Annotated in this window: 23 protein-coding genes and 2 pseudogenes; 10 read left to right on the top strand and 15 right to left on the bottom strand. The window is 59.0% G+C overall.

The genetic code is table 11. From position 1 onward, the window contains the following. Positions 1 to 376: 376 nt before the first annotated feature. Together K5E80_RS01350 and K5E80_RS01345 are read left to right on the top strand one after the other, a co-directional pair. Entirely contained in the window at positions 377 to 571 is a 195-nt protein-coding gene (locus K5E80_RS01350) for a hypothetical protein (protein WP_220634463.1), read from the top strand. 135 nt (positions 572 to 706) lie between these two features. Continuing rightward, positions 707 to 1,813: a mechanosensitive ion channel family protein gene (locus K5E80_RS01345; protein WP_220634462.1), complete on the top strand. Its 1,107-nt coding sequence runs from the start codon at positions 707 to 709 to the stop codon at positions 1,811 to 1,813. 35 nt (positions 1,814 to 1,848) lie between these two features. Here the strand turns inward: K5E80_RS01345 and K5E80_RS01340 are convergent, their stop codons facing one another. From K5E80_RS01340 to K5E80_RS01300, 9 genes are all read right to left on the bottom strand, one after another. Next, positions 1,849 to 2,895, bottom strand: coding sequence for a DUF481 domain-containing protein (locus K5E80_RS01340; RefSeq protein WP_220634461.1), 1,047 nt, complete (start codon positions 2,893 to 2,895; stop codon positions 1,849 to 1,851). A 35-nt stretch (positions 2,896 to 2,930) separates the two neighbouring features. Then, on the bottom strand, positions 2,931 to 3,707 hold the full coding sequence (otsB, locus tag K5E80_RS01335) for a trehalose-phosphatase (RefSeq protein WP_220634460.1): 777 nt from the start codon (positions 3,705 to 3,707) through the stop codon (positions 2,931 to 2,933). Continuing rightward, positions 3,704 to 4,816, bottom strand: coding sequence for an alpha,alpha-trehalose-phosphate synthase (UDP-forming) (locus tag K5E80_RS01330; protein WP_220634459.1), 1,113 nt, complete (start codon positions 4,814 to 4,816; stop codon positions 3,704 to 3,706). Before K5E80_RS01330 ends, otsB begins: the two co-directional genes overlap by 4 nt. Before the next feature lie 745 nt (positions 4,817 to 5,561). Beyond that, positions 5,562 to 7,790 carry a glucans biosynthesis glucosyltransferase MdoH gene (gene mdoH, locus K5E80_RS01325; RefSeq protein ID WP_220634458.1) on the bottom strand — a complete coding sequence of 743 codons (2,229 nt, stop codon included), beginning with the start codon at positions 7,788 to 7,790 and terminating at the stop codon, positions 5,562 to 5,564. Then, complete coding sequence (locus K5E80_RS01320; RefSeq protein WP_220634457.1) at positions 7,763 to 9,277, bottom strand: glucan biosynthesis protein G; 1,515 nt, start codon at positions 9,275 to 9,277, stop codon at positions 7,763 to 7,765. Before K5E80_RS01320 ends, mdoH begins: the two co-directional genes overlap by 28 nt. A 676-nt stretch (positions 9,278 to 9,953) precedes the next feature. After that, positions 9,954 to 11,276 (bottom strand): ferredoxin reductase family protein, encoded by a 1,323-nt coding sequence (locus K5E80_RS01315; protein WP_220634456.1) that lies wholly within the window; start codon positions 11,274 to 11,276, stop codon positions 9,954 to 9,956. Between the two features lie 17 nt (positions 11,277 to 11,293). Further along, on the bottom strand, positions 11,294 to 11,698 hold the full coding sequence (locus tag K5E80_RS01310) for a PepSY domain-containing protein (protein WP_220634455.1): 405 nt from the start codon (positions 11,696 to 11,698) through the stop codon (positions 11,294 to 11,296). Between the two features lie 37 nt (positions 11,699 to 11,735). Further along, entirely contained in the window at positions 11,736 to 12,227 is a 492-nt protein-coding gene (locus tag K5E80_RS01305) for a diheme cytochrome c (RefSeq protein ID WP_220634454.1), read from the bottom strand. 21 nt (positions 12,228 to 12,248) lie between these two features. Further along, the gene (locus tag K5E80_RS01300; RefSeq protein WP_220634453.1) at positions 12,249 to 12,650 is read right to left on the bottom strand and encodes a DUF1924 domain-containing protein; all 402 of its coding nucleotides are present in this window, start codon (positions 12,648 to 12,650) and stop codon (positions 12,249 to 12,251) included. A gap of 136 nt (positions 12,651 to 12,786) precedes the next feature. Here K5E80_RS01300 and K5E80_RS01295 point away from each other — a divergent pair, with 136 nt between their 5' ends. Genes K5E80_RS01295 through K5E80_RS01285 form a run of 3 tightly spaced genes read left to right on the top strand, consistent with a single transcriptional unit; the run spans position 12,787 to position 15,187 of the window. Continuing rightward, positions 12,787 to 13,152: a PepSY domain-containing protein gene (locus tag K5E80_RS01295; protein ID WP_220634452.1), complete on the top strand. Its 366-nt coding sequence runs from the start codon at positions 12,787 to 12,789 to the stop codon at positions 13,150 to 13,152. Continuing rightward, positions 13,152 to 13,811 (top strand): response regulator transcription factor, encoded by a 660-nt coding sequence (locus K5E80_RS01290; protein WP_220634451.1) that lies wholly within the window; start codon positions 13,152 to 13,154, stop codon positions 13,809 to 13,811. Before K5E80_RS01295 ends, K5E80_RS01290 begins: the two co-directional genes overlap by 1 nt. After that, entirely contained in the window at positions 13,811 to 15,187 is a 1,377-nt protein-coding gene (locus tag K5E80_RS01285) for a sensor histidine kinase (protein ID WP_220634450.1), read from the top strand. The genes K5E80_RS01290 and K5E80_RS01285 overlap by 1 nt, the downstream gene beginning before the upstream one ends. 229 nt (positions 15,188 to 15,416) lie before the next feature. Here the strand turns inward: K5E80_RS01285 and K5E80_RS01280 are convergent. From K5E80_RS01280 to tal, 5 genes and pseudogenes are all read right to left on the bottom strand, one after another. Continuing rightward, positions 15,417 to 15,557 (bottom strand): annotated as a pseudogene (locus K5E80_RS01280) (phosphoketolase family protein); the annotation flags it as partial. A 16-nt stretch (positions 15,558 to 15,573) separates the two neighbouring features. Continuing rightward, positions 15,574 to 16,197: a DUF488 domain-containing protein gene (locus K5E80_RS01275; protein ID WP_220634449.1), complete on the bottom strand. Its 624-nt coding sequence runs from the start codon at positions 16,195 to 16,197 to the stop codon at positions 15,574 to 15,576. Then, on the bottom strand, positions 16,194 to 18,737 hold the full coding sequence (glgP, locus tag K5E80_RS01270; RefSeq protein WP_220634448.1) for an alpha-glucan family phosphorylase: 2,544 nt from the start codon (positions 18,735 to 18,737) through the stop codon (positions 16,194 to 16,196). Before glgP ends, K5E80_RS01275 begins: the two co-directional genes overlap by 4 nt. 34 nt (positions 18,738 to 18,771) lie before the next feature. Next, the gene (gene pgm / locus K5E80_RS01265) at positions 18,772 to 20,448 is read right to left on the bottom strand and encodes a phosphoglucomutase (alpha-D-glucose-1,6-bisphosphate-dependent) (RefSeq protein ID WP_220634447.1); all 1,677 of its coding nucleotides are present in this window, start codon (positions 20,446 to 20,448) and stop codon (positions 18,772 to 18,774) included. Between the two features lie 7 nt (positions 20,449 to 20,455). Beyond that, positions 20,456 to 21,519, bottom strand: a pseudogene (tal, locus tag K5E80_RS01260) (transaldolase). A gap of 262 nt (positions 21,520 to 21,781) precedes the next feature. On the opposite strand from tal, the gene K5E80_RS01255 reads away from it, so the two are divergent. The 5 genes from K5E80_RS01255 (at position 21,782) to K5E80_RS01235 (ending at position 25,656) form a co-directional block, all read left to right on the top strand. Next, entirely contained in the window at positions 21,782 to 22,084 is a 303-nt protein-coding gene (locus tag K5E80_RS01255) for a ferritin family protein (RefSeq protein WP_220634446.1), read from the top strand. Between the two features lie 103 nt (positions 22,085 to 22,187). Further along, on the top strand, positions 22,188 to 22,352 hold the full coding sequence (locus K5E80_RS01250) for a hypothetical protein (RefSeq protein WP_425514526.1): 165 nt from the start codon (positions 22,188 to 22,190) through the stop codon (positions 22,350 to 22,352). 160 nt (positions 22,353 to 22,512) lie between these two features. Further along, positions 22,513 to 23,064, top strand: a complete 552-nt coding sequence (locus K5E80_RS01245; protein WP_220634445.1) for an NADPH-dependent FMN reductase — start codon at positions 22,513 to 22,515, stop codon at positions 23,062 to 23,064. 258 nt (positions 23,065 to 23,322) lie between these two features. Then, positions 23,323 to 23,691 carry a SprT-like domain-containing protein gene (locus K5E80_RS01240; RefSeq protein ID WP_220634444.1) on the top strand — a complete coding sequence of 123 codons (369 nt, stop codon included), beginning with the start codon at positions 23,323 to 23,325 and terminating at the stop codon, positions 23,689 to 23,691. A 477-nt stretch (positions 23,692 to 24,168) separates the two neighbouring features. Beyond that, on the top strand, positions 24,169 to 25,656 hold the full coding sequence (locus K5E80_RS01235; RefSeq protein ID WP_220634443.1) for a trypsin-like serine peptidase: 1,488 nt from the start codon (positions 24,169 to 24,171) through the stop codon (positions 25,654 to 25,656). A gap of 284 nt (positions 25,657 to 25,940) precedes the next feature. On the opposite strand, the gene K5E80_RS01230 is transcribed toward K5E80_RS01235, so the two are convergent. Beyond that, entirely contained in the window at positions 25,941 to 26,222 is a 282-nt protein-coding gene (locus tag K5E80_RS01230) for a DUF2502 domain-containing protein (RefSeq protein WP_220634442.1), read from the bottom strand. Positions 26,223 to 26,258: the final 36 nt, after the last annotated feature.

The raw sequence follows: 26,258 nt of genomic DNA, 5'->3' as shown, positions 1-26,258 counted from the left end.
TTGGGGGTCAATAAAAATCAGCGAGTTGGGCAATAAAAGCGGCAACTGGGTAAGTCTGCTTGTCGCTGCGCTCCGACGCGAGCGACTTGCCTCTTGCTATGCGACTGATTTTGCTGCCTCCATGCCGTCGCTGAGCGGCGACATTGCCCTGGTAGCCGCACTTATGCGCTCCGCCTGATTAGCCGCTGGCATTTGACAGTCGATAGGAAGAACGGACTATTTTTCTTTTATGCGTCTCCATCAACAATTCGAAGCCAAAAAGTGGAAATGCCAAATGCAAAGCTTATATACATGCATGCCAGGAATCAATTCAAATATATGCAACCTGGAAATGATGCCCGCCACGAGCACCGGGAAAGGCACCAGGAGTGTGCTGATGGGCCTGCTTGCCATACTTTACGTCGGCAACGCTGCGGATGCGGCCCCGCCAAACAACCCGGATACGCTGCAATGGATTCTCTCCGAGACTCTGGCGTACGACGACAACCTGTTTCGTTTGCCGACCGGCGTTGATCCCACCACAAGCAACGGCAATACCGACCGCGGATCTCATGGTCATGCTCCTTCCTGACGATGATTCGCATCTCAACGCGAATTGTCATGACGGACAATAGGGCATACGGGCTAATGTCAAAAGCCGCATGGGGACTGAAAATGCAGCTGTCGACCGGTTTTATGGACAGCCGCGCGCAGAGTAAAATTAGACATGCCCGCATACGACTTTTTCGATTGGAATCTTCACCCATGGATGGAGGCCGGCGTCAGCGCGCTGGCCGCGCTGCTGGTGGCGGCGATCGTCTATCGCATCGGCCGCCTGGTGCTGAGGCGCGTGGCGGCGCCGTATGTGACGGCGAGCGTCGTGCTGCGCCGTGCGGAGCGTCCGTTCGAGTTCATCCTGCCACTGCTCGGCCTCCAGGTCGTCTGGAATAACGCGGCATCGGACCTGCACCTGATCGAACTGGTACGCCATCTCAATTCGCTGCTGCTGATCGTGGCGATCACCTGGCTTGGCATACAGGGCATTCGCGGCGCCTTCGACGCGGTGATCGCGCGGCATCCGCTCGATGTCGCCGACAACCTCGAGGCACGCCGCATCCAGACGCAGTCGCGCGTGATTTCCAGAGTGCTTATGTCATTGGTTGCGCTGATCGGTCTTTCCTCGATCCTGATGAGTTTCCCGTACGTCCGCCAAGTGGGGATGAGCTTGCTCGCCTCGGCCGGCGTCGCCGGCCTGGTGGCCGGCATGGCTGCAAGGCCGGTGCTGGGCAACCTGATCGCCGGGCTGCAAATCGCCCTCTCCCAGCCGATCCGGATCGATGACGTGGTGATCGTGGAAAACGAGTGGGGCCGGATCGAGGAGATCACCGGGACCTATGTCGTGGTGCAGTTGTGGGACGAGCGGCGGCTGGTGGTGCCGCTGCAATGGTTCGTCGAGCATCCGTTCCAGAACTGGACGCGCAGCGATGCGCGCATCATCGGCACGGTATTCCTCTGGGTCGACTACCGCATGCCGCTGCAGCCGCTGCGCGACGAGCTCGCACGCATTTGCAAGGGGGCACCCGAATGGGACGGACGCGTGGCGCTGCTCCAGGTGACCGAAACCTCCGAGCGCGCGCTGCAGTTGCGCGTGCTGGTCAGTTCCGCCGATGCGCCGCGCAACTGGGATTTGCGCTGCCTGGTGCGCGAAGCCCTGGTGGATTATGTTCAAAAGCATTATCCGCAGCATTTGCCGACGCTCCGTGCCGGCGTCATAACGGGCGCACCAGAGAGGGAGCACGACCGGCGGCCGCCGGATGCCGCCGGTTCCGGCTGAACGTTCGACGATGTTCGCCGCTGGCAGCGTGTGCTTTACCATTCATAGCCCAAGCCGAACAGCAGCATTGAGTCGATCGGCTTGCGCCCCGGGTCGGGGCGTCGCTCCCAGTCGATATTGAGCTGCGCGGTCGAGGTGACGCCGGCCATCAGCGGCACGCGCAGTCCGCTGCGGGTGCGCAGTGTGATCTGGCTGGTGTCGCTGACGTTCCAGAAGCCCTCCTGCTCGTGGAACAACTCGGCGCGATAGCTTTCCAGCCTGTGTGAAAACTTCACGCCCCATCCGAGCGAGGGATATTGCTCGTCGCCGGTGACGATATGCCGGGCAGTTACGTAATCGACCCCGCCGCGAAACGAAAACTGTGTTTGCGGCGTGTCGACGAGTTGCAGTCCATAACCGGCGCCGATCATGTCGCGCCGGTCGATGCCCTTGAACGCGTCGTGTTCGGCCGAAGCGCGGCCGTACAGGAAGTGCTTCGGGTCGAGGAAGCGGTCGTAGTTTCCGTTCGCCAGCCAGTTCGAATTGGTCAGCCGGTCGGATTCGTTGCCGCGCGTGCCCTTGACGCTGAGTTCGTAGCGATATGCCATCGCGCGCGCGGAAAAGTCGGTTCCGGCATAAATGGTCTCGTTGCGGGTATTGCCTTCCGTCTTGGTGACCGACAGGCTGGCGCGTCCCTTGTAGGTAACGCCATTGCGCGTTTCCTCCGGCAACGGGTTGATGTAGGCCACGCGAGCGAGCGGAATCGTTTCCGGAGTTTCGGCCCACGCCGCGCCCTCGACGCGCAGCACCGATACCTGTTCGGCATTGCCGGCTTCCAGCCGTGCGCTGAACGGGTTATCGGCGCCGTCGAGCTGCAGGACCACGGGCGAAGCGGTTTCGATCGAAACGATCTTGCTCCACTGGATCCTGATTTCGCCGGCGTAGTCGGTCTGCAGGACCAGCGTATCGCCGCTCTTGTGCAGAATCCTGCCGCCCAGCTGTTCGCCGCTGCGGACCACGACAGTGTCGGCGAAGGCCCGCGTGCAAAAAAGGGCGCCGGCAATCAGTGCGCCGGGCACGAAGAAATATTTTGGAAACGCCATGCCGTCGCGGCTCGACGTAAAACGACGAGCATCCCTCAGGGGCTGTTGGAAGCTGCCAGTCCCAAGCGCAGGTTCAGCAAGAGCAGCAGATCGCTAACTTCGCGCTGGCAACGCAGATAATATTTCGCCGCGCTATGGCTCCAGTAGCCGACGCGGACGGTTATCCAATCCGGCTGTGCGCTGGCAAACACCAGTTCGTCGCATTCGTCGTCGCCGACATAAAGCACGACATCCGCTTGCGTCTGCGTTGCGAGCAGGCTCATGGTGTCGTCCTTGCAGACGGCGCCTGGCGGTATCAGGTCGAAAACGCATTTGCCATGCACCACGCGCGGCGCCGGCTTCAATCTGCCGAACAGGCGCGACAGCTTCTGCTGCGTCGCCAGATGATCGTTGGCGAGGCGATAGTGTACTGAAACCATATATCTCTTCGGCTCGATGAAAACGTCGTCTGCGCGCGATTCAGGCATGCGCCGCAACTGTTTCGTCCACTCCGCGCAGATTTTGCGGCAGGCGCCGCCGTCGACCGTGACTGCCGCCAGTCCTTCGTTACCGTGGTTGCCGATCAGATAGGCGGCCCTGACCGTGATGCGCTGTTCCAGGTCGCCGAGTTCGCGCCCCGAAATGATCGCGACGGGGGTAACAGCGCAGAGACGTTCGAGTTCGTGCGCAATCGGTACCGACATCTGCGCGCGCGGCGGATCCTGCACGATGGGCGCCAGCGTGCCGTCAAAGTCGAGCCCGACCAATACCTTGTCGTCAGCGGCAAGGCGCTTCATTGCAGGATAGCCTTCGTGGGAAAAGAAATATTTCATTGCAGACTCCCGGAGTAGCGTGATTGGTAGCTGAAAATGCGTTCGCGCACTCTGGCGCGCCGTCTCACCTCCGCGCCGTCAAGCAGCATGCGTCCGGCCCAGCGGTAAATGATGAAGTCGCGCACCAGGTGGCGCAGACTGCGCATGCGTTCGCGCTGTTCCGCGAGCGGCATGGTCAGGGCGATCTGCAATGCGGCGGCCGTTTCTTCCAGGTCGTAAGGGTTCACCACCAGCGCCTCGCGCAGTTCCCCGGCGGCGCCGGCGAACTGGCTCAGGATCAGCACGCCGGCTTCGTCGTCGCGCGCGGCGACGAATTCCTTCGCCACCAGGTTCATGCCGTCGTGCAGGCTGGTGACCAGGCAGATATCGCAAGCACGATAGTGTTCGACCACCGATGCGGTGGAATGCTGTTCGATCAGCAGGCGGATCGGTCGATAGTCGCCGGTTGCGAAGCGCTGGTTGATGCGCTCGGCGGAGTCGCGCACCTTCTGCGCGAAGTTCTGGTAATCCTGCAGCGCCGAGCGCGACGGTGCGGCGATCTGTATCAGTACGTAGCACCCGGCCCAGGCCGGGAATTTTTCGAGCAGGCGCTCCACCGCCTCGAAGCGCTCGATGATGCCCTTTGTGTAATCGAGACGATCTACGCCAAGCGCGAGCCGTTGTTCGTCGCCGATGCCGAAACGCTGGCGCATGGCCTGGCGGGTCTCGGCGAACGGCGGTGCGCCGGGCGACAAGGCGTCCGGCCACTGGATCGAGATCGGATAGTCCTGCACCATGGTCAGCTTGCCGCGGTAGGAGATGGTGGATGTTTCGCGCTCGACGCGGGTTTCAAGGAAGCGGTCGACCGTCTCGATGAAGTTCTTGCAGTGATATGCCGTATGGAAGCCGAGAATGGTGCTGCCGAGCAGGCCTTCGAGGATTTCATTGCGCCAGGGGCAGATGCCGAAGGATTCCGGGTTCGGCCAGGGAATGTGCCAGAAGGAGGGCGCTGCACTTCGACACCCTGTACGCCGTTGACATGGATGTAGGGTTCGCGGTTGGAGACGACGATGATCTCGTCGCCGTAGGGCTGATCGCGCAGCAGCTGGCGCAGGGTCTCCGGCTTCCACTGCATTGTCAAGTGGTCGCGGATATTGCGCTTGCGCGCGACGTCGCCGAGCAGCTTGCGCACATCGCCAAGCAGCGGCAGCACTTCGGGACTCGGCTTCGTGTCCTCGCGCTGGTCCGTGCCGTCGACGTTCAGCATCAGGCGCACGCCGCGCATCCAGTTGCGCCAGCTCAGGTTGGCGACCAGAACCGTGATCGTCGTCACCATGATGCCGAGGACCAGCAAGATGGCAATGACATAGTGGCGGCTTTCCTCCACGCGGTGCTGGATAAAGCTCATGTCGTGGGCCATGAACAGCGAGCCGATTTCGCGCCAATCCACCGCGAGCGGTTTCACGGTCACATGCAGCAGGCCGTTGGTGCGCGCGCTGCGCACCGTGGACATGCCTTTGTCGCTGAGCTGCGGCGAGCAGCCCAGTTGCGGCGGATAGGTCAGCGTGCGTTCGACGAGCACGCCGTTGGTGTCGCAAAACGCCAGCGCGTAGAGCCGCTCGTCCTGGACGGCCTGGTCGAACAGCGCATGCAGGCGCTTGCGATCCTTGCGTTCGAGCAGATCCACCAGCGGTTCCTGCAGGGTGTCGGCCACCAGCTGCGAGCGCAGGTTGAGGTCGCGGATCGCCCAGCGCATGTTCAGCGTATCGACCACCGGCACCACGACCAGCGCCAGCAGGCCCAGCACCAGCGCAATCGGCAGGATGAAGCGCAGCGACAAGCGTACACGCAGGAGAGGGAGCTGCAATTCCTTGTCTAGGAGCATAAGGCCGCCTGTGGCTCCACCGTTGCCGGCAAATAATCGGCGGGGCTCACGGTCCGCACGCCTCCATGCCAGTCCGGATGAGAGTCGGGTGCGGGCCACCGCCGCAGTCTGGAGTGGAGCTGCGACAGGGCGAGCGGATCATCCAGCAGTGCGTTCTTTTCCCTGGCGTCGAGTCCGGCGGGCCCGACCTCGATGGCGCGTTCGACCAGCGCCCGCTGTCGCGCCATGGCCTCCGCGCCGGTCGTCTGCCGTGCCCTGCCGCAAGCGCGGGCAAGGGCATTCAGTCGAGGATCCATGGCGGCATCGACCAGGCCCGGCTGCCGCGGAGACGCTGCAAGCGCGGACCGCATCCAGCGCAATTCCGGTGGCATATCCATCTCTTCGGGGATCAGCAGCAACTTGATTCGGCGCAGCAGGCGGCCGGCATCGCGGCGGCTGGAGAAGACCGAGATCGGCACCGCCAGAAGCCAGGCGCCGAGGATGGGCAGCAGCCAGTAGAGCGAGGCAGGATTGAGCCAGCAGATCAGACCCGCCCAGCCGATGCCGAGCAGCATGTGCAAGCCATGCCAGTTGAGTGCTTCGCACCATCCGGTTTCGGCGTCGTCGCGCAGCGGTGATTTCCAGCGGATGGAGCGTCCGGCCAGCGCGGCGCAAACGAACTGGGTGTGGAAGATCATGCGGATCGGCGCCAGCAGCGCGGAGAACAGGGATTCCGCGAGCATGCCAGACGCCAGCGCGAGACGTCCGCCGAAGCGGGCCGGCTCGCGCAGCGCGATGAGAAGAAAGCTCAGCAGCTTCGGCGCGAAGAGCAAAGCGGCGGTCGCCGAAAACAGCGCCAGCGCGCGCTGCGGATTCCATTCCGGCCAGAGCGGAAACATCTGGTTGGGAACGATGAAGTACTGCGGCTCGATCAGCGTGTGGCTCGCCAGGAGCGCAGTCGAGCAGATCAGGAACAGGAACCAGAGCGGCGCCGACACGTATGAAAACGCACCGGTGACGAAAACCGCGCGATGCACCGGATGCAATCCTGGCTCGGGAAAAAGGCGGAAATTCATCAGATTGCCGTAGCACCAGCGGCGATCGCGCTTGAGATCGTCGATCAGCGTCGGCGGCGATTCCTCGTAGCTGCCGGGCAAGTCGTAGGCGATCCAGACGGCCCAGCCGGCGCGTCGCATCAATGCGGCTTCGACGAAGTCGTGGGACAGGATCTCGCCCGACAGCGCTCCGCGTCCCGGCAGGCGGCCAAGGGCGCAATGGCGCATGAAGGGTGCGATGCGGATGATCGCGTTGTGCCCCCAGTAATGCGATTCGCCGAGCTGCCAGAAATACAGGCCGGCCACGAACAGCGGGCCATAGACGCGGCTCGCGAACTGCTGCATGCGCGCATACAGCGTATCGCGGCCGGCGGTGTGCGGCGCGGTCTGGATGATGCCCGTGTCCGAATGGGCTTCCATCAGGCGCACCAGCGTGGCGAGACAATCGCCGCTCATCACGCTGTCGGCGTCGAGCACCACCATGTACTCGTAGTTCCTGCCCCAGCGTCGACAGAAGTCGGCGACGTTGCCGCTCTTCTTCTTGATGCGATGGCGGCGCCAGCGGTAGAAGAGGCGCCCGGCCGCATCGCAGTCGCGGCGCATGTCGGCCCAGGCCGCGAGCTCGGCGACGCGGCAGTCGACTTCGCTGCTGTCGCTGAGCACATAGAAATCGAAATGCGGCAGGTATTCCATTTCCGCGAGCGAGCGGTAGGTGGCACGCAGCCCGGCGAACACCCGCGCCACATCCTCGTTGCAGATCGGCATCACGATCGCGGTGCGCGCCGTCGCCGGCATCGGCGTGTCGCCGAGGCCATGCCTCGATATCAGGTTCCGGTCGCCGCGGAGCAGTTGCAGGAAGCCCATGAGCGCGGTCCAGAAGCCCGCCGACACCCACAGGAAGAGCAATGCAAACAGCGTCAGCACGGCGATCTCGAGCGGCTGCGCGCCATGGTAAGGCAGCACCTGGCGCATGAAGTGCGTCGCCAGGAAAGACTGTCCGAAAATCAGCGCCAGCAATACGCAGCGCCGCATGCGCGGCTGCAGCATATGTATTATGGGTGAAGGCGACGCATCGCAAGGACGCGCTTTGCCGGCGTTGTCCGGCGGCCATGCCGCGGGCGCCATGCTGCTGCGCCGGATCGGCGGTGCGCACGGCATCATTCGGGCGGGAGGATGTAGCTCCATGTCTCCGATTCCTTGTTGCCATTGCCGCGCAGTTGCGCGCGCATCTCGACCGGCTTTGCCGCATCGACGCGGCGCACGCGCAGGCTGAGCCGCCAGCCGCCGTTTACGTCGTTGCGGTAAACCTCGCTTTCGATGATCTGGCCGTTCGCGTCGGCGGAGACGATCAGCTTCGGCTTGACGTTAGCCGCCAGCTTGCGCAATGCCGGCCCATCGAAATCCACGAGCAGGCCGATGCTGCTGTCGAGGTTCTTGGTATAGGCACGCCCGCGGCGCGTCTGCACGACCCATGCGCCGGGCGGTGTCGTTTCCTTGTTCTTCTGCCACAGCATGCGGTATTCGAAATCGCGCGCTTCGCCGGGCTGCATGGGCGCATCCGGGACCCAGAAGGCGACGATGTTGTCGTTGGTTTCGTCGGGCACCGGTATCTGCACCAGCTCGACGCGGCCGCTGCCCCATTTGCCCCTGGGTTCGATCCAGACGCTGGGCCGCTGCTGATAGTGCGCTTCGAGATCTTCGTAGTGGCAGAAGTTGCGGTCGCGCTGCATGAGGCCGAAGCCGAGCGGGTCGTTCTGCGCGAACGAGGTCACCAGGAGCCGTTTCGGGTCCAGTAGCGGGCGCCATAGCCATTCGCCGCTGCCGGAATGGATCGACAGGCCGTCGGAATCATGCACCTCGGGGCGGTAGTCGTCGCCGCCGAAATGCTGGTTCTCACCGAAAAGGAACATGCTGGTCAGGGGCGCCACGCCGATCAGGGCGACCTTGTCGCGCAGATACAGGCGCACCTTGACGTCCATCACCGTGTCCTCGCCCGGCGTCAGCACGAAGCGGTAGGCGCCGGTAACGCGCGGTGAATCGAGCAGGGCGTAAAACCTGATTTGTTTCGCCGCCTGCTCCGGCCGCTCCAGCCAGAACTCGGTGAAGCGCGGAAATTCCTCGCCGGAACTCTGCGCCGTGTCGACCGCCAGTCCGCGCGCCGATACGCCGTACAATTGGTTCTTGCCGAGCGCGCGGAAATAGCTGGCGCCGAGGAACGCCGCTACCTCGTCCTTGTAGCCGGCCCGATTGATCGGATAGTGAAGGCGGAAACCGGAAAAGCCGAGGCTGCGCATGCGAGTGACATCGATCTTGTTCCGGCCGTAATCGAAGCGATTGGGGTCGAACTTGATTTCACGGACCGCGTTGCCAGCGATTTCATTGATTTTCACTTTCTCCTGGAAAAATCCGCCGCGATGAAAAAACGCCACTTCGAATGGCAACCCGTCGCTCCGCCACAGCGATGCTTCCGGCCTGAAGCGGATGTCGCGGTACTGGTCGTAGCTGAGGTTTTTTAATTCGGTCGTGAGGTCGTTATCCGGCTTCTGATACGAAGCCGTCGCCAACTGGCGAGCTTGCCGGTTTACGTCATCGAAGTCGAAAGCGTGGACGTTATTGAAGGACGGCAGGCAAAACCATAAGACGACAAGGCAGGCGGCACGTATTATCCTCATAGGGGCTATGGCTGAAAGTCAGTGGGTTTCAATTGCTGCGGCAGATCGGGACAAGATTCACCATTCTCATCCCGGCCAGGTTTCGATCGGGAGGTCGCCTTCTCGCAGCAATCGCCATGCCACTCCAGGACGGAGGCGGGGAAATCAATGGGTTAAGTGGCTGCACCATGCAAACACGGCCTAACGCAGTCTCTCCTTGGAGACAGTGTTCGCTGGATAGCGCTCAAAGCGCCAAGATCAATTGAGTTTTTATGTCGCTCGGCCGCGACAGCAAGACATTATCCGAGATCCGACCCCGCCCGGATATGAATCAAGTTTCCGCGATATCTTTACACAACTTCACTTCGAGCGCGTACTTGGCCTGTCCGAGGCTATAGGGGTGGCATGTGGCTTGACTGCCGATGAACTGGTTATTCTAAAAATCTCTGCTTCATTCCACGACATTGGCAAATTAGGAGTCCCGGGTTCCTGAATCCGCTCCGGGTCGCTGCCGATGCGGGTTCAACAATGCTCGAGAAGACTTCGGCTTGAGGAACGGTATCGCCTTCGCTTGGCCGCAAGCCCGCACAAAGGACTTGATACTCACCCCAATGCTGCGGTCGTCATGGACATAGCAAGCAGGATGATCGGGAGGGCTTTCATGATTTCATTCCTTTGGTCAGATGGATAACAGGTGTCACCGCATTTCAAATGCTTCTTGATGAAAACTGAACCGGCCTTGCCCAATACACCCAAGTTCATGCTTGAGCTTTTCGGCCAATCCTTGTGGCCCACAGAACCAGATTTCCGACCGGCGTGAACCATTCTGTGCAGCGGCCACATCGGCAGCACTCAATGTTTCGCCCTGTTGGGCGCCATAAATGTGCAGACGGATGCCAGGCAACGTGGCGCAGCCTGCCTCGATGCGGGCGACAAAGGGATCATTGGTTCGATCACGGGTGCAGTAGTGGAGATCCGCTGAAACCTGGTTCGGCGCCTGTTGCAACGAGTCCAGCCAGGCCAGGAAGGGCGTCACTCCGATCCCGCCGGCAATCCAGATTTGTCGGGCACTCGAATCCTGCCGGGCCATATCGAAGCGACCATAAGGCCCCTCAACCTTGACGGCGTGACCGACTTCCAGCCGCTTACTCAGGGTGCGGGTGTAATCACCGAGCACCTTGATCTGGAAACTGATGCTCCGATCACCCCGATCCGCGCTGGCGATCGTGAATGGATGAGCCCCTTCTTTATCGTCGAAGGTAATGAATGCAAACTGTCCGGGGCGATGACCACGCCAGTTGTTGTCGAGTTGGCAACTGACGGTGAGCACATCCGGGGCAGGTTGCTCGATGGCCGCCACTGTCCCGCTGGCGCGGCGTGAGCGTCCGATGCAACCGGCCAGTGAGTATAGGGCGCCATAGATTCCGGCAGCGCCGAACAACGCGATGAGAATGCCAACTGGCTGTGTCCAATAATCGGTGGGAGCGAGCATAGCTGCATGTAGCGCCAGCATCAAATAAAGCACCGGCATTGCCTGATGCAATACTCGCCAGGGTTTATAGGGGAATCGCTTCCATAGGGTGATGACCAGCATCGCCAGCACAAAATAAAACGTCCACTCGCCCATGTCCTTGGCCAGGTCGCGCATCACTTCGAGGAAGCCGGTGAACTTCTCCTTGGGTATGCGTCCTTCGCGGCCGACCATCGCCTTGAGAATGTCTCCAACAACTTCCTCGACCAGCCAGTGCACTACCGCAAAGCTCACCCCGAGAATGCCAGCCCATTTGTGGGTGCGATAAACTCGGTCCATGCCGCCGAGCGGGGTTTCAAGCCAGACGGGGCGTGTAGATAAGTACATTGCCAGCGACATCAAGGCGAGGGACAGAAGACCGCTTATATAATGGGCTTCCTGTCGGATTACCCATGGCAGGCTGCCGCCACTGCTGCCGCCCGTGGCAGATACACCCATTCCCCAAGCGACTGAGACCATGGCGAGAAGCGAACCGAGCAAGATTTTCATGTCAGAACTCTGATTAATCATTTTCCAGCGGCGGGTTGTGGGGTTCTCTGTTGGGGCAAGTCATCACGGCAGCGCCGCTCGTTGCAGTCAGCTGAATTACGCTGATTGTTTTTTGCATAGCCACCTTCGTATTTGTCGCGTTTGGTGTCATGCTGTCGCTGATTGATGACTTCGCCGGTCTGGGGATGCACATACAACTTGATCCGACGACCAGCCGGATCAGTTGCCTTGACCTCATAGCAGCCACTTTCACGTTCGACCTTCTCGATATTGCGATAGCCGGCAGACTCCAATCTGGCATGTACTTCTGGAATCGATAGCCATTTCACCTTGCCGGTATTGGCTGAGCGGCCATCCTGGGCATGGCTCGACATGGAGAAGAAAACAGTGGCAAGCAGTGAAGCGATGGTTAATGTGCGCATGGTTAAATCCTCCTGCTCAAATGGGTGTCGGAAATGATCATTCTTCGTAATAGCCCTGGTCTGCTGCCGGATGGCAGGCGACGCAGTTCGCCTTGGTGCGTACCTCCTTGTGACGCCACTCCCAGTCGGGCACTTTGCGATGTTCGCTGACCCACTTGGGCAATTCCGTAATGCGTTGCGGAGCCGCCCCTGCAGACACGCTTCTGAGCAATTTGCTGCTGTAGCGCTGACCACCCGCATCGCCTGCATTAGCGACGAAATAGCGGGTAATCTTCTCGGCGGTGGCCGCATCAAGGCTGGCGTTATCCCCGAAATGATTGTCCAGTTCGCCCATCATGCGTTGCCAGGATCGCGCCGGCAGCATCGAGGGGGCAAAGGCCAGATGGCAACTGCCACACTCCTCCTTGACGACCGGATCGGCAACCGGTGCAAAGAAATGACGGTCACCTGCCTGAGCACGCGCCAATACAAGGGCAGAAAAGGCAAAGGTCACGAGGCCGATGGCAATTGGACGAGAAGAAATGCGCACGGGAGTCTCCTTTAGATCGAATTACTGACCAATCACAAAGGTGAGCCAGTCACCTTTTTCCTGCGGGGTACATTCGCGCCCCAAAACTTCGGTGCAATTGCGCTTGAACCACTTTTCGACCTTGGCCGGATCGGTATAACGAGTTGGCGTCACGGATACGGCAACCGGTTCGATGGTCTTGCCAGTCAGTGCCCGGCCGGCACCCCGGGTGTCCTTGCCATGACAGGTAGTGCAGGAGGGTGTGTCAGGCTTTCCACCCGAAAAATTCTGCGTATGCAGGGTCTGGCCGCGTGTCGCTGAAAAGCCTGTTGCCTTGGCGGCTGCGGCATACTGGGCCAGCAGGTCTTCGCGTGGACCGGCGAGTGAGGCGGTGCTGAGTATCATGGCGACAACTCCTGAGGTGACGACCAACATGTTCTTCATGCGTTTCTCCTGGCAGTTATGTGACTGTGGAGTGCACTTTGCGCTACCCCGTCTGAATGAATGCTGAATCGCTTGTTCATCCTGTGTTCAGATTCAAAGCGCTAAAAGATCAGGCTGGAAAACTGTGGAGTTGAAGATGTCGTCGATAATCACCACCCAATGGCGCCGCACACTGACAGGCTTTGTCATGATGATGCTGGTGATGCTGGGCACGAGAGTCAGTTACGCAGCGGATAACGCTGACCATGACCGTGCCCGCCAAGCCGTTGAAGCCGGAGACGTGCTGCCGTTGCGGACGATCCTTGAACGGGTCGAACGCGAGTATCCCGGCCAGGTCATGGAGGTTGAACTCGACCGCGAAATGGGTGAGTGGGTTTATGAAATCAAGTTACTACGTAAGGGAGGCACCTTGATGAAGTTGAAGATCCACGCTCGAGACGGCACCATCCTCGGTTTCAAAGAAAAGCATGACAAAACGCATCGCCCAGGAGAGTCTCGCTGATGCGCATTCTGATCGTCGAAGACGAGCCGGCTCTGGCCGCGCAACTTGCCGAAGGCATCCAGTCGGTCGGCTATGTGGTGGATATGGCCCACAATGGACTCGACGGCCACTTCATGGGAGAAACCGAACCTTACGACGCCATCGTGCTCGACATTGGCCTGGCGCAGATGGATGGCATCACGGTTCTCAAGAAATGGCGTGCGGCAGGTCGTACATTGCCGGTGCTGATCCTGACGGCACGCGATACATGGCGGGAGAAAGTAGCCGGCATCGATGCCGGTGCGGACGACTACCTAACCAAGCCATTTCACATGGAAGAGTTGCTGGCCAGGCTCCGGGCCCTGATTCGCCGTGCCGGCGGGCATGCCAGTACCGAACTGGTTTGCGGCCCGCTGATACTGGATACCCGCAGCAGCCGTGCCAGTGTAGATGGGGTCGCCCTGACACTGACGAGCCATGAATACCGGGTACTTGCCTACCTGATGCACCATCCAGGTGAAATCGTTTCTCGAGCGGAACTGACTGAACATATTTACGCGCAGGATTTCGACCGTGATTCGAATACGGTCGAAGTATTCATTGCCCGCTTACGCAAGAAACTGCCGCCGGGCCTAATTGAAACCGTGCGCGGACTGGGCTACCGATTCAACAAAGCGTAATGAACTTTGCCCTCTTGCGTAACTCACTGCGCATTCGTCTGTTGGCGGGGACGCTGTTTTGGATCATTACTTCGGTTCTGGTCGCAGGCTGGGGGCTTGGTCAACTCTTCCATCAGCACATCGAAGCCCAATTTGAGGCAGAACTTAAGAATCATCTCGATCAGCTAACAGCCCAACTGATTCTGGATGACCAGAACCAGGCCCAAATACGCTTGCCCCCGAGTGATCCACGCCTGAATAAACCCCTTTCCGGCCTGTATTGGCAGATTGACCGGATCGCCGCTGCGGGTGAGCACCCCGTCAAGGCTGTATTGCGTTCCCGCTCGCTATGGGACGAATCCTTGGCAGTGCCAGCCGATGCTCCAGCGGACGGAGAGATTCATCAGCATCGGATTGATGGACCCGAGGGGGTAGCCCTAAGGGTGGCGGAGCGCGCCGTCACTATTGACATGCATTCTTTTAAGTTGATGGTTGCGGCCAACGAAAGCCTGATGACAGAGCCTATCGCGGACTTCAAAGACCATCTCTGGCTGGCACTGGGCATACTAGGAATGGGATTGACGTTCGCCGCTTCGATGCAAGTTTTTGTCGGGCTTGCTCCGCTGCGCAGCATGCAGGATGCTCTCGGGCGGGTGCGGCGCGGCGATGCGCGGCAGATGGAAGGTACATTTCCAAACGAGATCCTGCCGCTGGTGAATGAATTCAACAGTGTACTGGTGCAAAACGCCGAAGTGGTCGAGCGTGCGAGGACGCAAGCCGGCAACCTTGCCCATGCGCTCAAAACGCCGCTGAGCGTTCTCGCCAATGCCGCCAACGCATCCGAGCGACGGGATGACGAATTGGCACGTCTGGTCACTTCGCAAGTCGATGCCGTGCGCAAACAGGTCGATTACCACCTGAGTCGGGCACAAGCTGCCGCATCGGTACAAGTTCCGGGCATGCGCACTACCGTTGAGCCTGTCATCCAGGGACTGGTACGGGTCATGCAATGTGTGCATGCAGATCGCTGGCTTGATTTTGTCGTGCTTTCTGATCAAGCCAACCTGGCATTCCGAGGTGAAGAACAGGATTTGCAGGAGATGTTGGGAAATTTGATCGACAACGCCTCCAAGTGGGCTCGATCCCGGATCGAGATTCGAGTCAAAGAGGAATCCGGCAAGCTCAGGATAAGTGTCGATGACGATGGCAATGGCATTGCCGAGGCCGAGCGTGATAGCGTAATCAAGCGCGGGGTTCGTGCTGACGAGCAGGTTCCCGGTACGGGACTGGGGCTTGCCATAACCGCCGACCTGGCGCGAATGTACGGTGGAGATTTGCTGTTGGCCAAATCCTCATTGGGCGGACTTCAAGCATCGTTGATCCTGCCGGCAGCTTGATGCGCAGAATGGCATGTAGCCAGCACATAGCCGCCCAATGAGGATTTGGCCTGGGAGAACACAGTGGCCGGACTGCATCAGGGTCTGTTGTTCGACCGTTGAAGCGACCAATGATGGCATTAGGCACGTTGCTGCCATCCAGAGCGTTCATGCAACGCATAGGCTCACCACCGACTCGCTGCATCGCACAACGTTATTCACATGTCAATCACGAATTCCGGATAGCCGTAAACAGCTTCTTGAGTCCGGCCTCATCCTGGCTGATGTCCGGATGGATTTCGCTGTAGCAGCCTTCGAGACAAGTATTCGCCACCAGCGCCGGGCCGCCATGGCCGGGGCCGGAGATGTAGATCACGTCGAGGTTCCGGCGCAAGTGCGGGTGCGGCTCAGCCTTCTTTTTCCGTGGTCTTCACCACGGGCTGCGGCTGGGAGCATTTGGCCGGTGCCTCCTCCGACACGTTCCCTGAAGCCCCGCTCGGATAGGTAATCGCACTGCCTCGCACCCTGGCAAATGGCGTAAGCGCATGTACCTGACGGCGAGTTGCACTCATGATGTGCTCGGTACGAATTCCACGAACCAGCAAAGCATCTGCGATAAGCGAACGATGACAGCGCCACGGCACCGCTTCGGCGCACATCAAAACAATCTGCTGCTTTTTCGCCAAATGCAGCAATTCGTCGATGCCCTGCTCGAATTCTGCCGTCTGCATGTAATCAGCATAACCACGAAAGGAGGCATTGCGCCAGCCCAGGTTGTCGGAATCGTGCCTGGCATGCCGCAGCCCGCCGAGTAGCGGCAGATGAACGTAGTCCAATCCGGCATCCTTCAACGAGCCTGGCAGCGAGTCGAGGTTGAACTGAGGATTGTGTCGGGACCGTGGCACCGTCCGTACATCGACGACGCAAGTCGCCCCGTGTGCCTGAAGCAGGCGGATGAATTCCTCGAGCGGGTGCGTGGAGTGACCAATCGTCATAACCAGCGGTGGAGGTTTTTGCGTCGCTCGGGTCATCGCTGCCACAAGATACGGGGCGCTTCGAGGGGAACCGCAACGCCGTCGCGGTGCGGTATCACTCGCGCCGTATAGTCTGTCGCCGGGCGCGCTGCGGGCACGCCTGCGCGATAAGCGTAGCCGTTTGTTGCGCCCACCAGTTGCCGCACACGCTTCATTTCCGCCCGCTCCGGTGCAGTACCGTTAACTCCGTCAGCATACAGTTCGATCCGCACTGTCTCCGGGTCGAGGTCATCGAGATACACTTGAACCTCAAATACGTGCTGCTCGCCGGCAGTCTCTATCTTCACTTCACCGAAGCGTAACGCGGCCCATTTTTGTTCCAGCGCGCGCCGCCAATTGACTATAGTCACGCCGGCTGCGCCTTTATTGACAGCCCGCGCCAGATAGGCCGAGGCCGCCGGGAGGTAGTGTTGCTCGGTATATTCGCGCACCGCGCGGTTGGCGGAGAAGAGCGGCGTCAACCGCGCCATGCTTTCCCGCATCCGCGCGACCCATGCGGTGGGAATGCCATTCTCGTCGCGGCTATAAAACTCAGGGATCACCTTTTGTTCAAGCAGGTCGTAGAGCGCGTCGGCTTCGACCGCATCCCAGGCCGGATCGTCGCCATGTTCCTGGCCGTCCCCCAACGCCCAGCCTACGTCTGGTGTGTAGGCTTCCGCCCACCAGCCGTCCAGTTCAGACAGATTGATGCCGCCATTGACCAGCACCTTCATGCCGCTGGTTCCACAGGCTTCCCAGGGCCGCCGCGGCGTGTTGATCCAGACATCGACCCCCTGCACCAGGTTCTCGCTCAAAAGCATGTTGTAGTCGCTGAGGAAGATCACATGGCGGCGAGCCTCGGGCCGCCGGATGAACTGGATCCACTGCCGAATCAAGGCCTGTCCGGCTTGGTCCGCCGGATGGGCCTTGCCGGCGAGGATGAGTTGCACCGGGCGTTGGGGATTGGTCAGCAGGCGCAGCAGCCGCTCTGGGTCGTACAGCAGCAAGTTGGGGCGTTTGTAGGCGGCGAAGCGGCGTGCAAAGCCGAGGGTCAATACCGTGGGATCGAAAAGTTGCCCCGCCTCCGCCACCGCTTCGGACGACGCGCCGGAGGCGGCCAGTAACCTGGACAAGCGCTCGCGAGCGTATTCGACAAGCGCCGTACTGGCGGCGGCGCGAAATTGCCAGAGCCTGGCATCGGAGACACAGCGCATGTCTTGCCCCAGAGTTTCCGTCGTTCCCAGCCAGCGGTCCTTGCCACAGCCCTGCGTCCAAAGATCATCCGCCGCCGCGGAGTCCCAGGTCGGCATGTGAACTCCGTTGGTGATGTGACCGACGGGTACCTCATCCGCCGGCCAATGAGGAAAAAGCGGCTCGAACAGGTGCCGGCTCACCTTGCCATGCAGGCGGCTTACGCCATTGACCGCGCCGCTGCCGCGGATCGCCAAATAAGCCATGTTGAAACTCTCCGACGGATCGTCCGGGTTCTGGCGGCCCAGTGCCAGCATGTCGTGGAGACTGATGCCAAGCTTCCTGGCATAGCCACCGAGATATTGTTCAATGAGGGCCGGCGCAAAACGATCAAAGCCAACGGCCACCGCCGTGTGCGTAGTAAACAGATTGCCCGCTCTTGTCACGGCCAGAGCCACATCAAAAGGCTGACCTGTTTCCTCCATGAAAGTCCGGACGCGTTCCAATACAGCGAAGGCCGCATGGCCTTCGTTGAGATGACAGACTTCCGGCTGGAGGCCAAGCGCGCGCAGCAAGCGCCACCCGCCGATCCCGAGCACCATCTCTTGTTTCAAGCGCAACTCCGGCCCGCCCCCATACAACTCGCTGGTGATCCCACGATGCGCCGGATAATTCGCAGGGTCATTGCTGTCAAGCAGGTAAAGCTTCACGCAACCGACCTGAACCTGCCAGGTACGCAGCCAGACCGAGTAACCGGGAAACACCACCTCTAATCGCAACCATTCCCCATCCGGTTTGCGCAAAGGCGTAATCGGCAATTGTCCCGGATCGTTATACGGGTAGAGTGCCTGCTGTACGCCATCCCGATCAATTACCTGACGAAAATAGCCTTGCTGGTAAAGCAGCCCCACACCGACCACCGGAACACCCAGATCGCTGGCAGACTTGAGCTGGTCACCGGCGACATTGCCCAGTCCTCCCGAATAGATCGGCAGGGCCTCGCTCAACATGAACTCCATACTGAAATACGCGACACAGTTCAGCGGTGATTTCGGATGAGCTTGCTGAAACCACGCGGGCGCATCCTCCGAACGTTTCTGGGACTGTACAAGGGCGTCTACCTTGTTGCGGAAAGCCGGATCGGCGAGCGCACGCGTTACCTTCTCCCGCGAGACTGTCTGCAGGACATCACACGGGTGATGCGTCAGGTCCCACAATACCGGGTCCAGCTGCCGCCAGACCTCGTCGGTGGCATGGCTCCATGTCCATCGCATATCGAGGGCCAGCCCGACCAGGGCATCGAATCCCTCTACATCCGCAGGATGCAGGTTGTATAACGGGTGGCTGCCCTGTGCTGGTTCACTCATGGCCTCTCCTTCATGTCATGGACGCAATCCCCGGCTACTGCGTGGGCGCGGCCAATGCAGCGTCTACGATTATCTGCGCCTCCTCTGCGATGCAGCGCAGATGATCAGCTCCTCGAAAGCTTTCGGCATAGATCTTGTAGATATTCTCCGTACCGGAGGGGCGCGCAGCAAACCATCCATTTTCGGCGATCACTTTCAACCCGCCGATGGGAGCATCATTGCCTGGTGCGTGGGTAAGTATGCTCAATATCCTTTCTCCGGCCAGTTCGCTGCTTAGCACCTGCCGTGCCGAGAGTTGCGCCAGCATTCGCTTTTGCTCCGGGGTCACCGGTGCATCAATCCGGTCGGAGAAACACTCGCCGAACTCGCGCGTAAGCTCGCGGTAGATTTCGCCGGGATCGCGACCCAAACGCGCCGTGATCTCCGCCGAGAGCAAGGCCGAGACGATTCCATCCTTGTCTGTCGTCCAGACCGTACCATCAAGACGCAGGAAAGTTGCACCCGCACTTTCTTCCCCGCCAAAGCCAAGCGAGCCGTCGAGCAAGCCATCGACAAACCACTTGAATCCGACCGGCACCTCGCAGAGTTTCCGGCCGAGCCTGGCCGCGACACGGTCGATCATCCGGCTGCTGACTACTGTCTTGCCAATCGCCGCAGCCTTGCCCCACTGAGGCCGATGCTGAAACAGATAATCGATGGCGACTGCGAGATAATGATTGGGCGGCATCAAGCCCCCGCTGCGGGTGACGATCCCATGCCGGTCGTGGTCGGTGTCGCAGGCGAAGGCGATATCGAAGCGATCCTTTAGCTCGATCAAACCCTGCATGGCGTAGGATGAGGAGGGATCCATGCGAATCCGGCCGTCCCAATCGAGCGTCATGAAGCGGAAGGTCGGATCGACGACTTGGTTCACAACCGTGAGATTCAAACCATAGCGCTCCGCAATCGCGGCCCAGTAATGAACACCCGCGCCGCCAAGCGGATCCACGCCCATGTTGATGTTCGCGCCGCGAATCACCTCCAAGTCGAGCACCTTGTCGAGATCGCTCACGTAGGCATTGAGAAAGTCGTGCCTGTGCGTCGTCGTCGCATGCAACGCTTTCTCGAAGGACATTCTTTTGACACCCTGAAGGCCGCTTGCCAGAAACGCATTGGCCCTGGCTTCGATCCATCCCGTGACGTCCTTGTCCGCCGGTCCGCCGTTGGGCGGGTTGTACTTGAAGCCGCCGTCCTCGGGCGGGTTGTGCGAAGGCGTGATGACGATGCCGTCCGCCAGTCCGGCGTCGCGGCCGCAGTTGTAAGTAAGTATCGCGTGAGAAATTACGGGGGTCGGCGTGTATTCGTCATGCTCCGCGAGCATGACGTCCACCTCGTTGGCTGCAAGCACTTCAAGTGCGCTGACACAAGCCGGTTCAGACAACGCGTGCGTGTCAATGCCGAGGAACAGTGGGCCGCCAATGCCCTGCCGCTTGCGGTAATCGCAAATAGCCTGACTGATGGCCAGCACCTGCCATTCGTTGAAGCTGCGTTCGAACGCGCTGCCGCGGTGTCCGGAGGTACCGAACGCGACACGCTGGGCCGGCACCGAAGGGTCGGGCATGCCGCTGTAGTAGGCAGTGATGAGTCTGGGGACATTGACCAGCATTGCCGCTGTGGCTGGTTTGCCGGCCAGGGGGCTGACTTTTACGGACGCATCTGTCGGGTTACCCATTCGGCATTTAGCTTTTGGCGGAGATGCGGGACATCAGATCATGCCATGACTTGGCGAAGGCTGCGGTGCCTTCGCGCTGGAGTTCGGCCGCAAGCGCTTCGTCGTTAATGCCCTCGCGCGTGAATTCCGCGAGCACTGCCTCGGCATAACCCTCATCAACCGGCAAAACATCGTTCACTTTGCCGTGCTCGGCGAAGGCCAGCAGCGTCTTTTCGGGCATGGTGTTGATGGTATCGGGCGCCGCCAGTGCCTGAATGTAAAGGATGTCCGAGGCGGCGGGATCCTTGGTGCCGGTGCTGGCCCATAGCAGGCGTTGCGGCCGTGCGCCGGAGGCGGCCAGCTTCTGCCAGCGCGGAGACGCCAGCAGATCGCGGTAGGCCTTGTAGGTACGCATGGCGATGGCGATGCCGAGGCGATTGCGAAACTGGTCTGAGGCCTTGTCCGTGACGGCCACATCCCAGCGGCTGACGAAAATCGATGCCACGGAAGCCACCTTTGGATCGAGACCAGCGGCGATACGCCGCTCGATGCCGCGCATATACGCTTCAGCCGCCGCGATGTAGTGCTCGCGCGAGAACAGCAGCGTGACATTGATCGGCACACCGGCGAAGATCGATGCTTCGATCGCCGGAATGCCTGCGCCAGTACCCGGAATCTTGATGAACAAGTTGGGGCGTTGCGCGCGCGCAAATAGTTGCGCCGCTGCCTTGATGGTGCCCGCGGTATCGTCTGCGAGCAAGGGAGATACCTCCAGCGACACCCAGCCGTCCACGCCAGCGGTGGCATCGTGGATCGGACGGAACAAATCCGCGGCCTGGGTGAGGTCTTCCAGGGCCAGTTCAAAGAACAACGCCTCTCCAGACTTGCCTTCAATTTTTTCTTGCGAATGGCCTCGTCGTACATGCCGGCACTCTTGATGGCCTGATCGAAGATGGCGGGATTGGAGGTCAGCCCAGTCACCGCAAACTCCCTGATATAGCGGCCGAGTGTGCCGTTCGTCAGCAGCGCGCGCGTAATGTTGTCGAGCCAGAGGCTTTGACCCAGATCATGCAGTTGCTGTGGTGCATTCATGTCATCTCCAGTTTCCATCGGCAACGCTGGCAGGCTGCGACGGGTAGGTCGAGATACCCGCAGCCTATCATTAATGTTTGATTTTCCCCATTCACGCATAACCCGCTGTGCGCTAGCGCACAGAGCATTCTGTGGCAAACAGGATATCGTGGCCAAGATTTCATTTCTGCTCACCTCGGAGCAAGTCGCCATCGGCAATCGGTCCTTTGTGCCTTCGTGAGAAGAGAACAAATCCGGGAAGAAACAGGAAAGGAAAATAATCATGCCAGGGTTCGCATCGTCTTTTTCAGGGTTGGCAAACGACAGGAAGCTCACCAATGAGGAACTCATCAGAGTAATTCGTTTCATGGTGGCCGGTGAATATGGGGCAGTTCAGATGTACATGCAGCTTGCCGAGTCAACCGACAATAAGCTCGCTGTTAAAGTGCTCAAGGATATAGCGGACGAGGAACGTGTACATGCTGGAGAATTTCTGCGATTGCTCTACGAGCTTGCCCCCGATGAAGAAAAGTTTTATGCCGACGGGGCAAAAGAAGTAGCAGAAGAAATCGAGAAAATGAAGTAAATGATTTCCGGAAAACCATCCAACAACCGCTTTCAGCGGACAGCTTCGCCTTGTTTGACAAGCGTAGACCGTCAGGTTTTTACCTCACCACAGCGAAGGAAAAATGATGAGCAATGACCCGTTTGAAGATGCATCTCCGCATGTCCTGCCGCCCCTGCCCTACGCGGATAACGCGCTGGATCCCATAATCTCCGCTAATACGATTGGTTTCCACTATGGCAAGCATCACAAGGGATCCGCTTTCGCAGGAACGGTGTTTCTGAATTAACTTGTCTCGATGCCAGTGACTCGTTGGCATGTTGTTGACTTGCGCGCGGTAATGGCTGTTTGTTGCGTCCAGGACGAATCCGAGCCAGGGGCGCTGGCGTGTGAACTGCCGGTGATGCACAGAGTGCTTCAAGTTCATCTGTAACTTATAGGAGATATTCATGAACCATTACGAAATTGCCGTTGTTGTCGGCAGCCTGCGCCGCGACTCATTCAATCGCAAGCTGGCTAGCGCCATTGTGAAATTGGCGCCGCCGGAATTCTCGTTCAGGCAGCTGCAGATCGGCGACTTGCCACTCTACAATCAGGATGACGACGCGAACCAGGCCCCGTCCGTCAAACGGCTGAAGACCGAAATCGCGGCTGCCCAGGGCCTGCTGTTTGTCACGGCCGAATATAACCGTTCGATCCCTGGCGTGCTCAAGAACGCGATCGACCATGCCTCGCGTCCCTATGGCCAGAGCGCCTGGGCGGGCAAGCCTGCCGGTGTGCTGGGCGTGTCGGTTGGCGCCATCGGCACGGCAGTGGCGCAGCAGCATTTGCGCAATGTCCTCGCCTACCTGGACGTGCCGACGCTGGGTCAACCCGAAGCATTTATCCAGGTCAAGGAAGGGTTGTTCGACCAGGCCGGCGACATCGGTGCTGAGAGCAGAAAATTCCTCCAGGACTGGATGGACCGCTATGTCACATGGGTGAAAAAGCACTCGGTCTGACACGGTAAAAAAATGGGGACCCTTAATGTATGATTGATTTTTATTGTGCGATTCAGAAAGCCTTTTGGCAAATATGTCAGGGTCGCAGTTCGGCCAAAAGCCGACTTATCAATTCTCCCTTCGAAGCGGCATATTCGCGACCACAAGGAGCACCCAGATCAGCCTGCCCAGATCACCAGTGCTGGAACAGCTGCAAATTAACGCTCAGCACGAGTACAGGCTGATCGATCCCGACTCTGTCACTGCAGGCAGGATCGCATGATTCAACTCATGCCGCATCACCTCGTAGCGATGTACGACTGCCTGCGCGCCTTGCCGCCCTTCGAGCAATGGGGCTTGCCCGAATCTGACGAGGTTGAATTCCACGTGACCCGCAACAGGAGGGATCGCGGCGACTACACTTGGAAAAAGACCCGCCGCCACCCTGAAGAAACCCATGTCATCTATGTGAGTGGTGCGCTGATTGCTACCTTCGGCAGCCTGGCGCGCGTGATGGCGCACGAAATGATCCACCTTTACCAGCGCCACCGCAAGTCCGAGACGAGCAACACTGTTCATAACGCCGAGTGGCATGCGCTGGCTGAGGAAATCTGCGACATTCACGGTTGGGACTACAGACTCTTTTAACCGGAACCCCTTTTGTCACTGGCGCGCCCGAGATGATGAATCTAATGGGCGCTGGGTTGAGATCATTATATTGCTCTGAGCTGCAGAAATCGACCAACTGCAGTCACAGGAATTGCTATTCGATTAGCAGCAAATTGTGAGCCGGAGATCACACTCAGTTGCATAAACCGCTCACGCAATTGGTCTGCTACCCCTGCCAAACGGATTATCTTTTTCAGTATCGAAAACATACGCCCGGAAAGCGCTCGCGCTTATAGTCAATGTCGCTCGGACGCATTCATTGAGCAGCAATCAAGGATTGAAGCTTATTGGGATGACATCGCCAATTGGGACTCCCCATGAGAAACCGCCGGCACCGTATTGCACAATTAAGACATATCGAACCCAGCCTGTGTGCGATATGCCGGTGATGGTGATTCGCCTTGGAGGAGTCTACTTTTGTGCTTCAGCAGAGAAGTCAATATTAGGGGCTGACAAATGAAAATCACGACAATAACGAACGGTCTATGGGTGACGATTTCGATTTCTATCGCTCTGTTTTCAGTCAATGCAGCAGCACAAAACGCGAAAGCCATCGAAGCCAGCAAAGCACGCGTCGTCGACTATTGGACCAGTGAACGCAGGGCAAATGCAATCCCGAGAGACCTGGTCATCGACCCGCGGGGTTTGGGTTATTTGAGACGACCAGACGGAACTCTCTATCCCTACGGCCACGATACACCCGCCCAAGCGTCTGCAGACAATAAGACTATTTCGCCTTTTGGCCAACCTGCCGCTGGAGACACCACGCCACCGACTATCAGCAACATGATGCCCGCTGCAGGGGCCACAATCGGCGCGTCTTACACGTTTTCTGCAAAGGTTACAGATGTTAGCGGTGTCAAATCGGTCACATTCAAAATCCGCAAAGGCAGCTCAACCGCGCAGTCATTTTCGGCGACCAAATCCGCCGGAACTGATATCTGGACCGTTGCCCTCCAGGGTTTCACGGACGGCAACTGGAGTTGGTGGGTAGAGGCTAAAGATGGAGCCCGCAAAGGTGGCAATACCGGCTCTTCTGGAATCGTCAATTTCACGGTTAGCACCAATGGTGGTAGCTCTGGCAGTGGAGACACTGTTACCAGCAATCCCTGGACCGCTGGTGGTCTGGTTCAAATGGCGGCCGGGCGCCTCTATTTTGAAATGCCGAACAACTCCAAGCGCCAAGGGCCGTGGACGGGGTATGTGTGCTCAGGCACGGTCGCAGCTGACGCCACATCCGGGCGTTCTGTAGTCATCACGGCAGCGCATTGTGTCTACGACGATGTCAACAAGGCATTCGCGCGCAACGTCATGTTCATTCCCGACCAGGCCGGCACGACCGGTTCCGGAACCGACCTCAACTGCACCAATGATCCAATTGGGTGCTGGGTTCCCTCCTTTGGAGTCGTCGATAACAACTGGACGAGCAGGACATTCCCCGACAACATTGCCTGGGATTACGCTTTCTACGTCGTCCTTGATTCAGGCGCGCACGAAGGCAGTTTGTCCTCCACCGAGGCGCTCGATAATGCGGCAGGCGCCATGACAATCAGTTTTTCCGGCGTAAATGTCAATGACGGAATAACCGGAAGCACCAGCCCCGATTTCACATACGCACTAGGCTATTCATATAGCGAGGATCCGAAATTCATGTACTGTGCCGAGGACATGACAACGCAAGGCACAGTCAATTGGTGGCTGCCAAGCTGCGGGCTGACTGGCGGATCATCGGGCGGCCCCTGGGTGCAGCCTATGAACACATCGACAGGCAATGGCCCTATCGTTTCGGTCAATTCGTGGGGATACACGAACCAGCCGGGGATGGCGGGACCAAAACTGTTCAACACGTCTGCTGCCTGTGTTTTCGATTTGGCAATAAATGAACCGTTTCCGAGTACGACGCCGCTCGATGGAGATGCGGGCACAGCGGTCACCTGTCCGTAACGGATAACACGACCAGATAGCCGATCTCTTTGACAGTATCGGGGCGAGCAACATCTGCAACCTGAACATGCCCGAGGTATCAGATACTGCGTTGCCGCTGCCAGATGAAGGGCCTGGTGCCCAGTTTCATCTCGCGTAACTGGAATGGATAAGGGCTGATTTCCCTGTGGAATCAGCCCTTTCTTGTATGTGGCGCGCCCGAGAAGATGAATCTGGACATCTGTGGGCACTGGATAGAGGTAGTTTTGATGCGGTAGCTTGTATGCCTCTTAGCGAGATGTGTCTCAGCAATTTCCCTTCTTTGCCTGACCTGGTGGGCAATGATAGCCCTGACCCTGACCCTGACCCTGACCTTGCCCTTTACCTTTGCCATGGTGCTTCTCCCAATAAACAGGATCGCGCCATTCATTTCCGTCCCAGTAGTAGCCACGCTTATCCTGATCGCCAATGCTAATTGTGGTATTGCCACTCTGAATCCGCAGTGAATCGAGATTAATCCGTAGATCGCTTCCCTGAGAAAACAGGGGCAGTCCGGCCATAAGCACCAAAATCATCATTCGTTTCATTTCGATTTCCTATTGAGTTCGAGTAGTGATAGCCAA

Source organism: Georgfuchsia toluolica (genome assembly GCF_907163265.1).
Lineage (GTDB): Bacteria > Pseudomonadota > Gammaproteobacteria > Burkholderiales > Rhodocyclaceae > Georgfuchsia > Georgfuchsia toluolica.
The sequence above is the reverse complement of the archived record's forward strand: the minus strand, read 5'-3'. Positions and strand labels throughout refer to the sequence as shown.

What these genes read in the sequence shown, in the direction of transcription:
- K5E80_RS01320 (WP_220634457.1), bottom strand. Translation starts at nt 9,277, where the DNA reads ATGAGGATAATACGTGCCGCCTGCCTTGTCGTCTTATGGTTTTGCCTG.
- glgP (WP_220634448.1), bottom strand. Translation starts at nt 18,737, where the DNA reads ATGAGTGAACCAGCACAGGGCAGCCACCCGTTATACAACCTGCATCCT.
- pgm (WP_220634447.1), bottom strand. Translation starts at nt 20,448, where the DNA reads ATGGGTAACCCGACAGATGCGTCCGTAAAAGTCAGCCCCCTGGCCGGC.
- K5E80_RS01235 (WP_220634443.1), top strand. Translation starts at nt 24,169, where the DNA reads ATGAAAATCACGACAATAACGAACGGTCTATGGGTGACGATTTCGATT.
- K5E80_RS01310 (WP_220634455.1), bottom strand. Translation starts at nt 11,698, where the DNA reads ATGCGCACATTAACCATCGCTTCACTGCTTGCCACTGTTTTCTTCTCC.
- K5E80_RS01345 (WP_220634462.1), top strand. Translation starts at nt 707, where the DNA reads ATGCCCGCATACGACTTTTTCGATTGGAATCTTCACCCATGGATGGAG.
- K5E80_RS01240 (WP_220634444.1), top strand. Translation starts at nt 23,323, where the DNA reads ATGATTCAACTCATGCCGCATCACCTCGTAGCGATGTACGACTGCCTG.
- K5E80_RS01340 (WP_220634461.1), bottom strand. Translation starts at nt 2,895, where the DNA reads ATGGCGTTTCCAAAATATTTCTTCGTGCCCGGCGCACTGATTGCCGGC.
- K5E80_RS01275 (WP_220634449.1), bottom strand. Translation starts at nt 16,197, where the DNA reads ATGACCCGAGCGACGCAAAAACCTCCACCGCTGGTTATGACGATTGGT.
- K5E80_RS01315 (WP_220634456.1), bottom strand. Translation starts at nt 11,276, where the DNA reads ATGAAAATCTTGCTCGGTTCGCTTCTCGCCATGGTCTCAGTCGCTTGG.
- K5E80_RS01230 (WP_220634442.1), bottom strand. Translation starts at nt 26,222, where the DNA reads ATGAAACGAATGATGATTTTGGTGCTTATGGCCGGACTGCCCCTGTTT.
- K5E80_RS01285 (WP_220634450.1), top strand. Translation starts at nt 13,811, where the DNA reads ATGAACTTTGCCCTCTTGCGTAACTCACTGCGCATTCGTCTGTTGGCG.
- mdoH (WP_220634458.1), bottom strand. Translation starts at nt 7,790, where the DNA reads ATGGAGCTACATCCTCCCGCCCGAATGATGCCGTGCGCACCGCCGATC.
- K5E80_RS01300 (WP_220634453.1), bottom strand. Translation starts at nt 12,650, where the DNA reads ATGAAGAACATGTTGGTCGTCACCTCAGGAGTTGTCGCCATGATACTC.
- K5E80_RS01245 (WP_220634445.1), top strand. Translation starts at nt 22,513, where the DNA reads ATGAACCATTACGAAATTGCCGTTGTTGTCGGCAGCCTGCGCCGCGAC.
- K5E80_RS01255 (WP_220634446.1), top strand. Translation starts at nt 21,782, where the DNA reads ATGCCAGGGTTCGCATCGTCTTTTTCAGGGTTGGCAAACGACAGGAAG.
- K5E80_RS01350 (WP_220634463.1), top strand. Translation starts at nt 377, where the DNA reads ATGGGCCTGCTTGCCATACTTTACGTCGGCAACGCTGCGGATGCGGCC.
- otsB (WP_220634460.1), bottom strand. Translation starts at nt 3,707, where the DNA reads ATGAAATATTTCTTTTCCCACGAAGGCTATCCTGCAATGAAGCGCCTT.
- K5E80_RS01250 (WP_425514526.1), top strand. Translation starts at nt 22,188, where the DNA reads ATGATGAGCAATGACCCGTTTGAAGATGCATCTCCGCATGTCCTGCCG.
- K5E80_RS01290 (WP_220634451.1), top strand. Translation starts at nt 13,152, where the DNA reads ATGCGCATTCTGATCGTCGAAGACGAGCCGGCTCTGGCCGCGCAACTT.
- K5E80_RS01295 (WP_220634452.1), top strand. Translation starts at nt 12,787, where the DNA reads ATGTCGTCGATAATCACCACCCAATGGCGCCGCACACTGACAGGCTTT.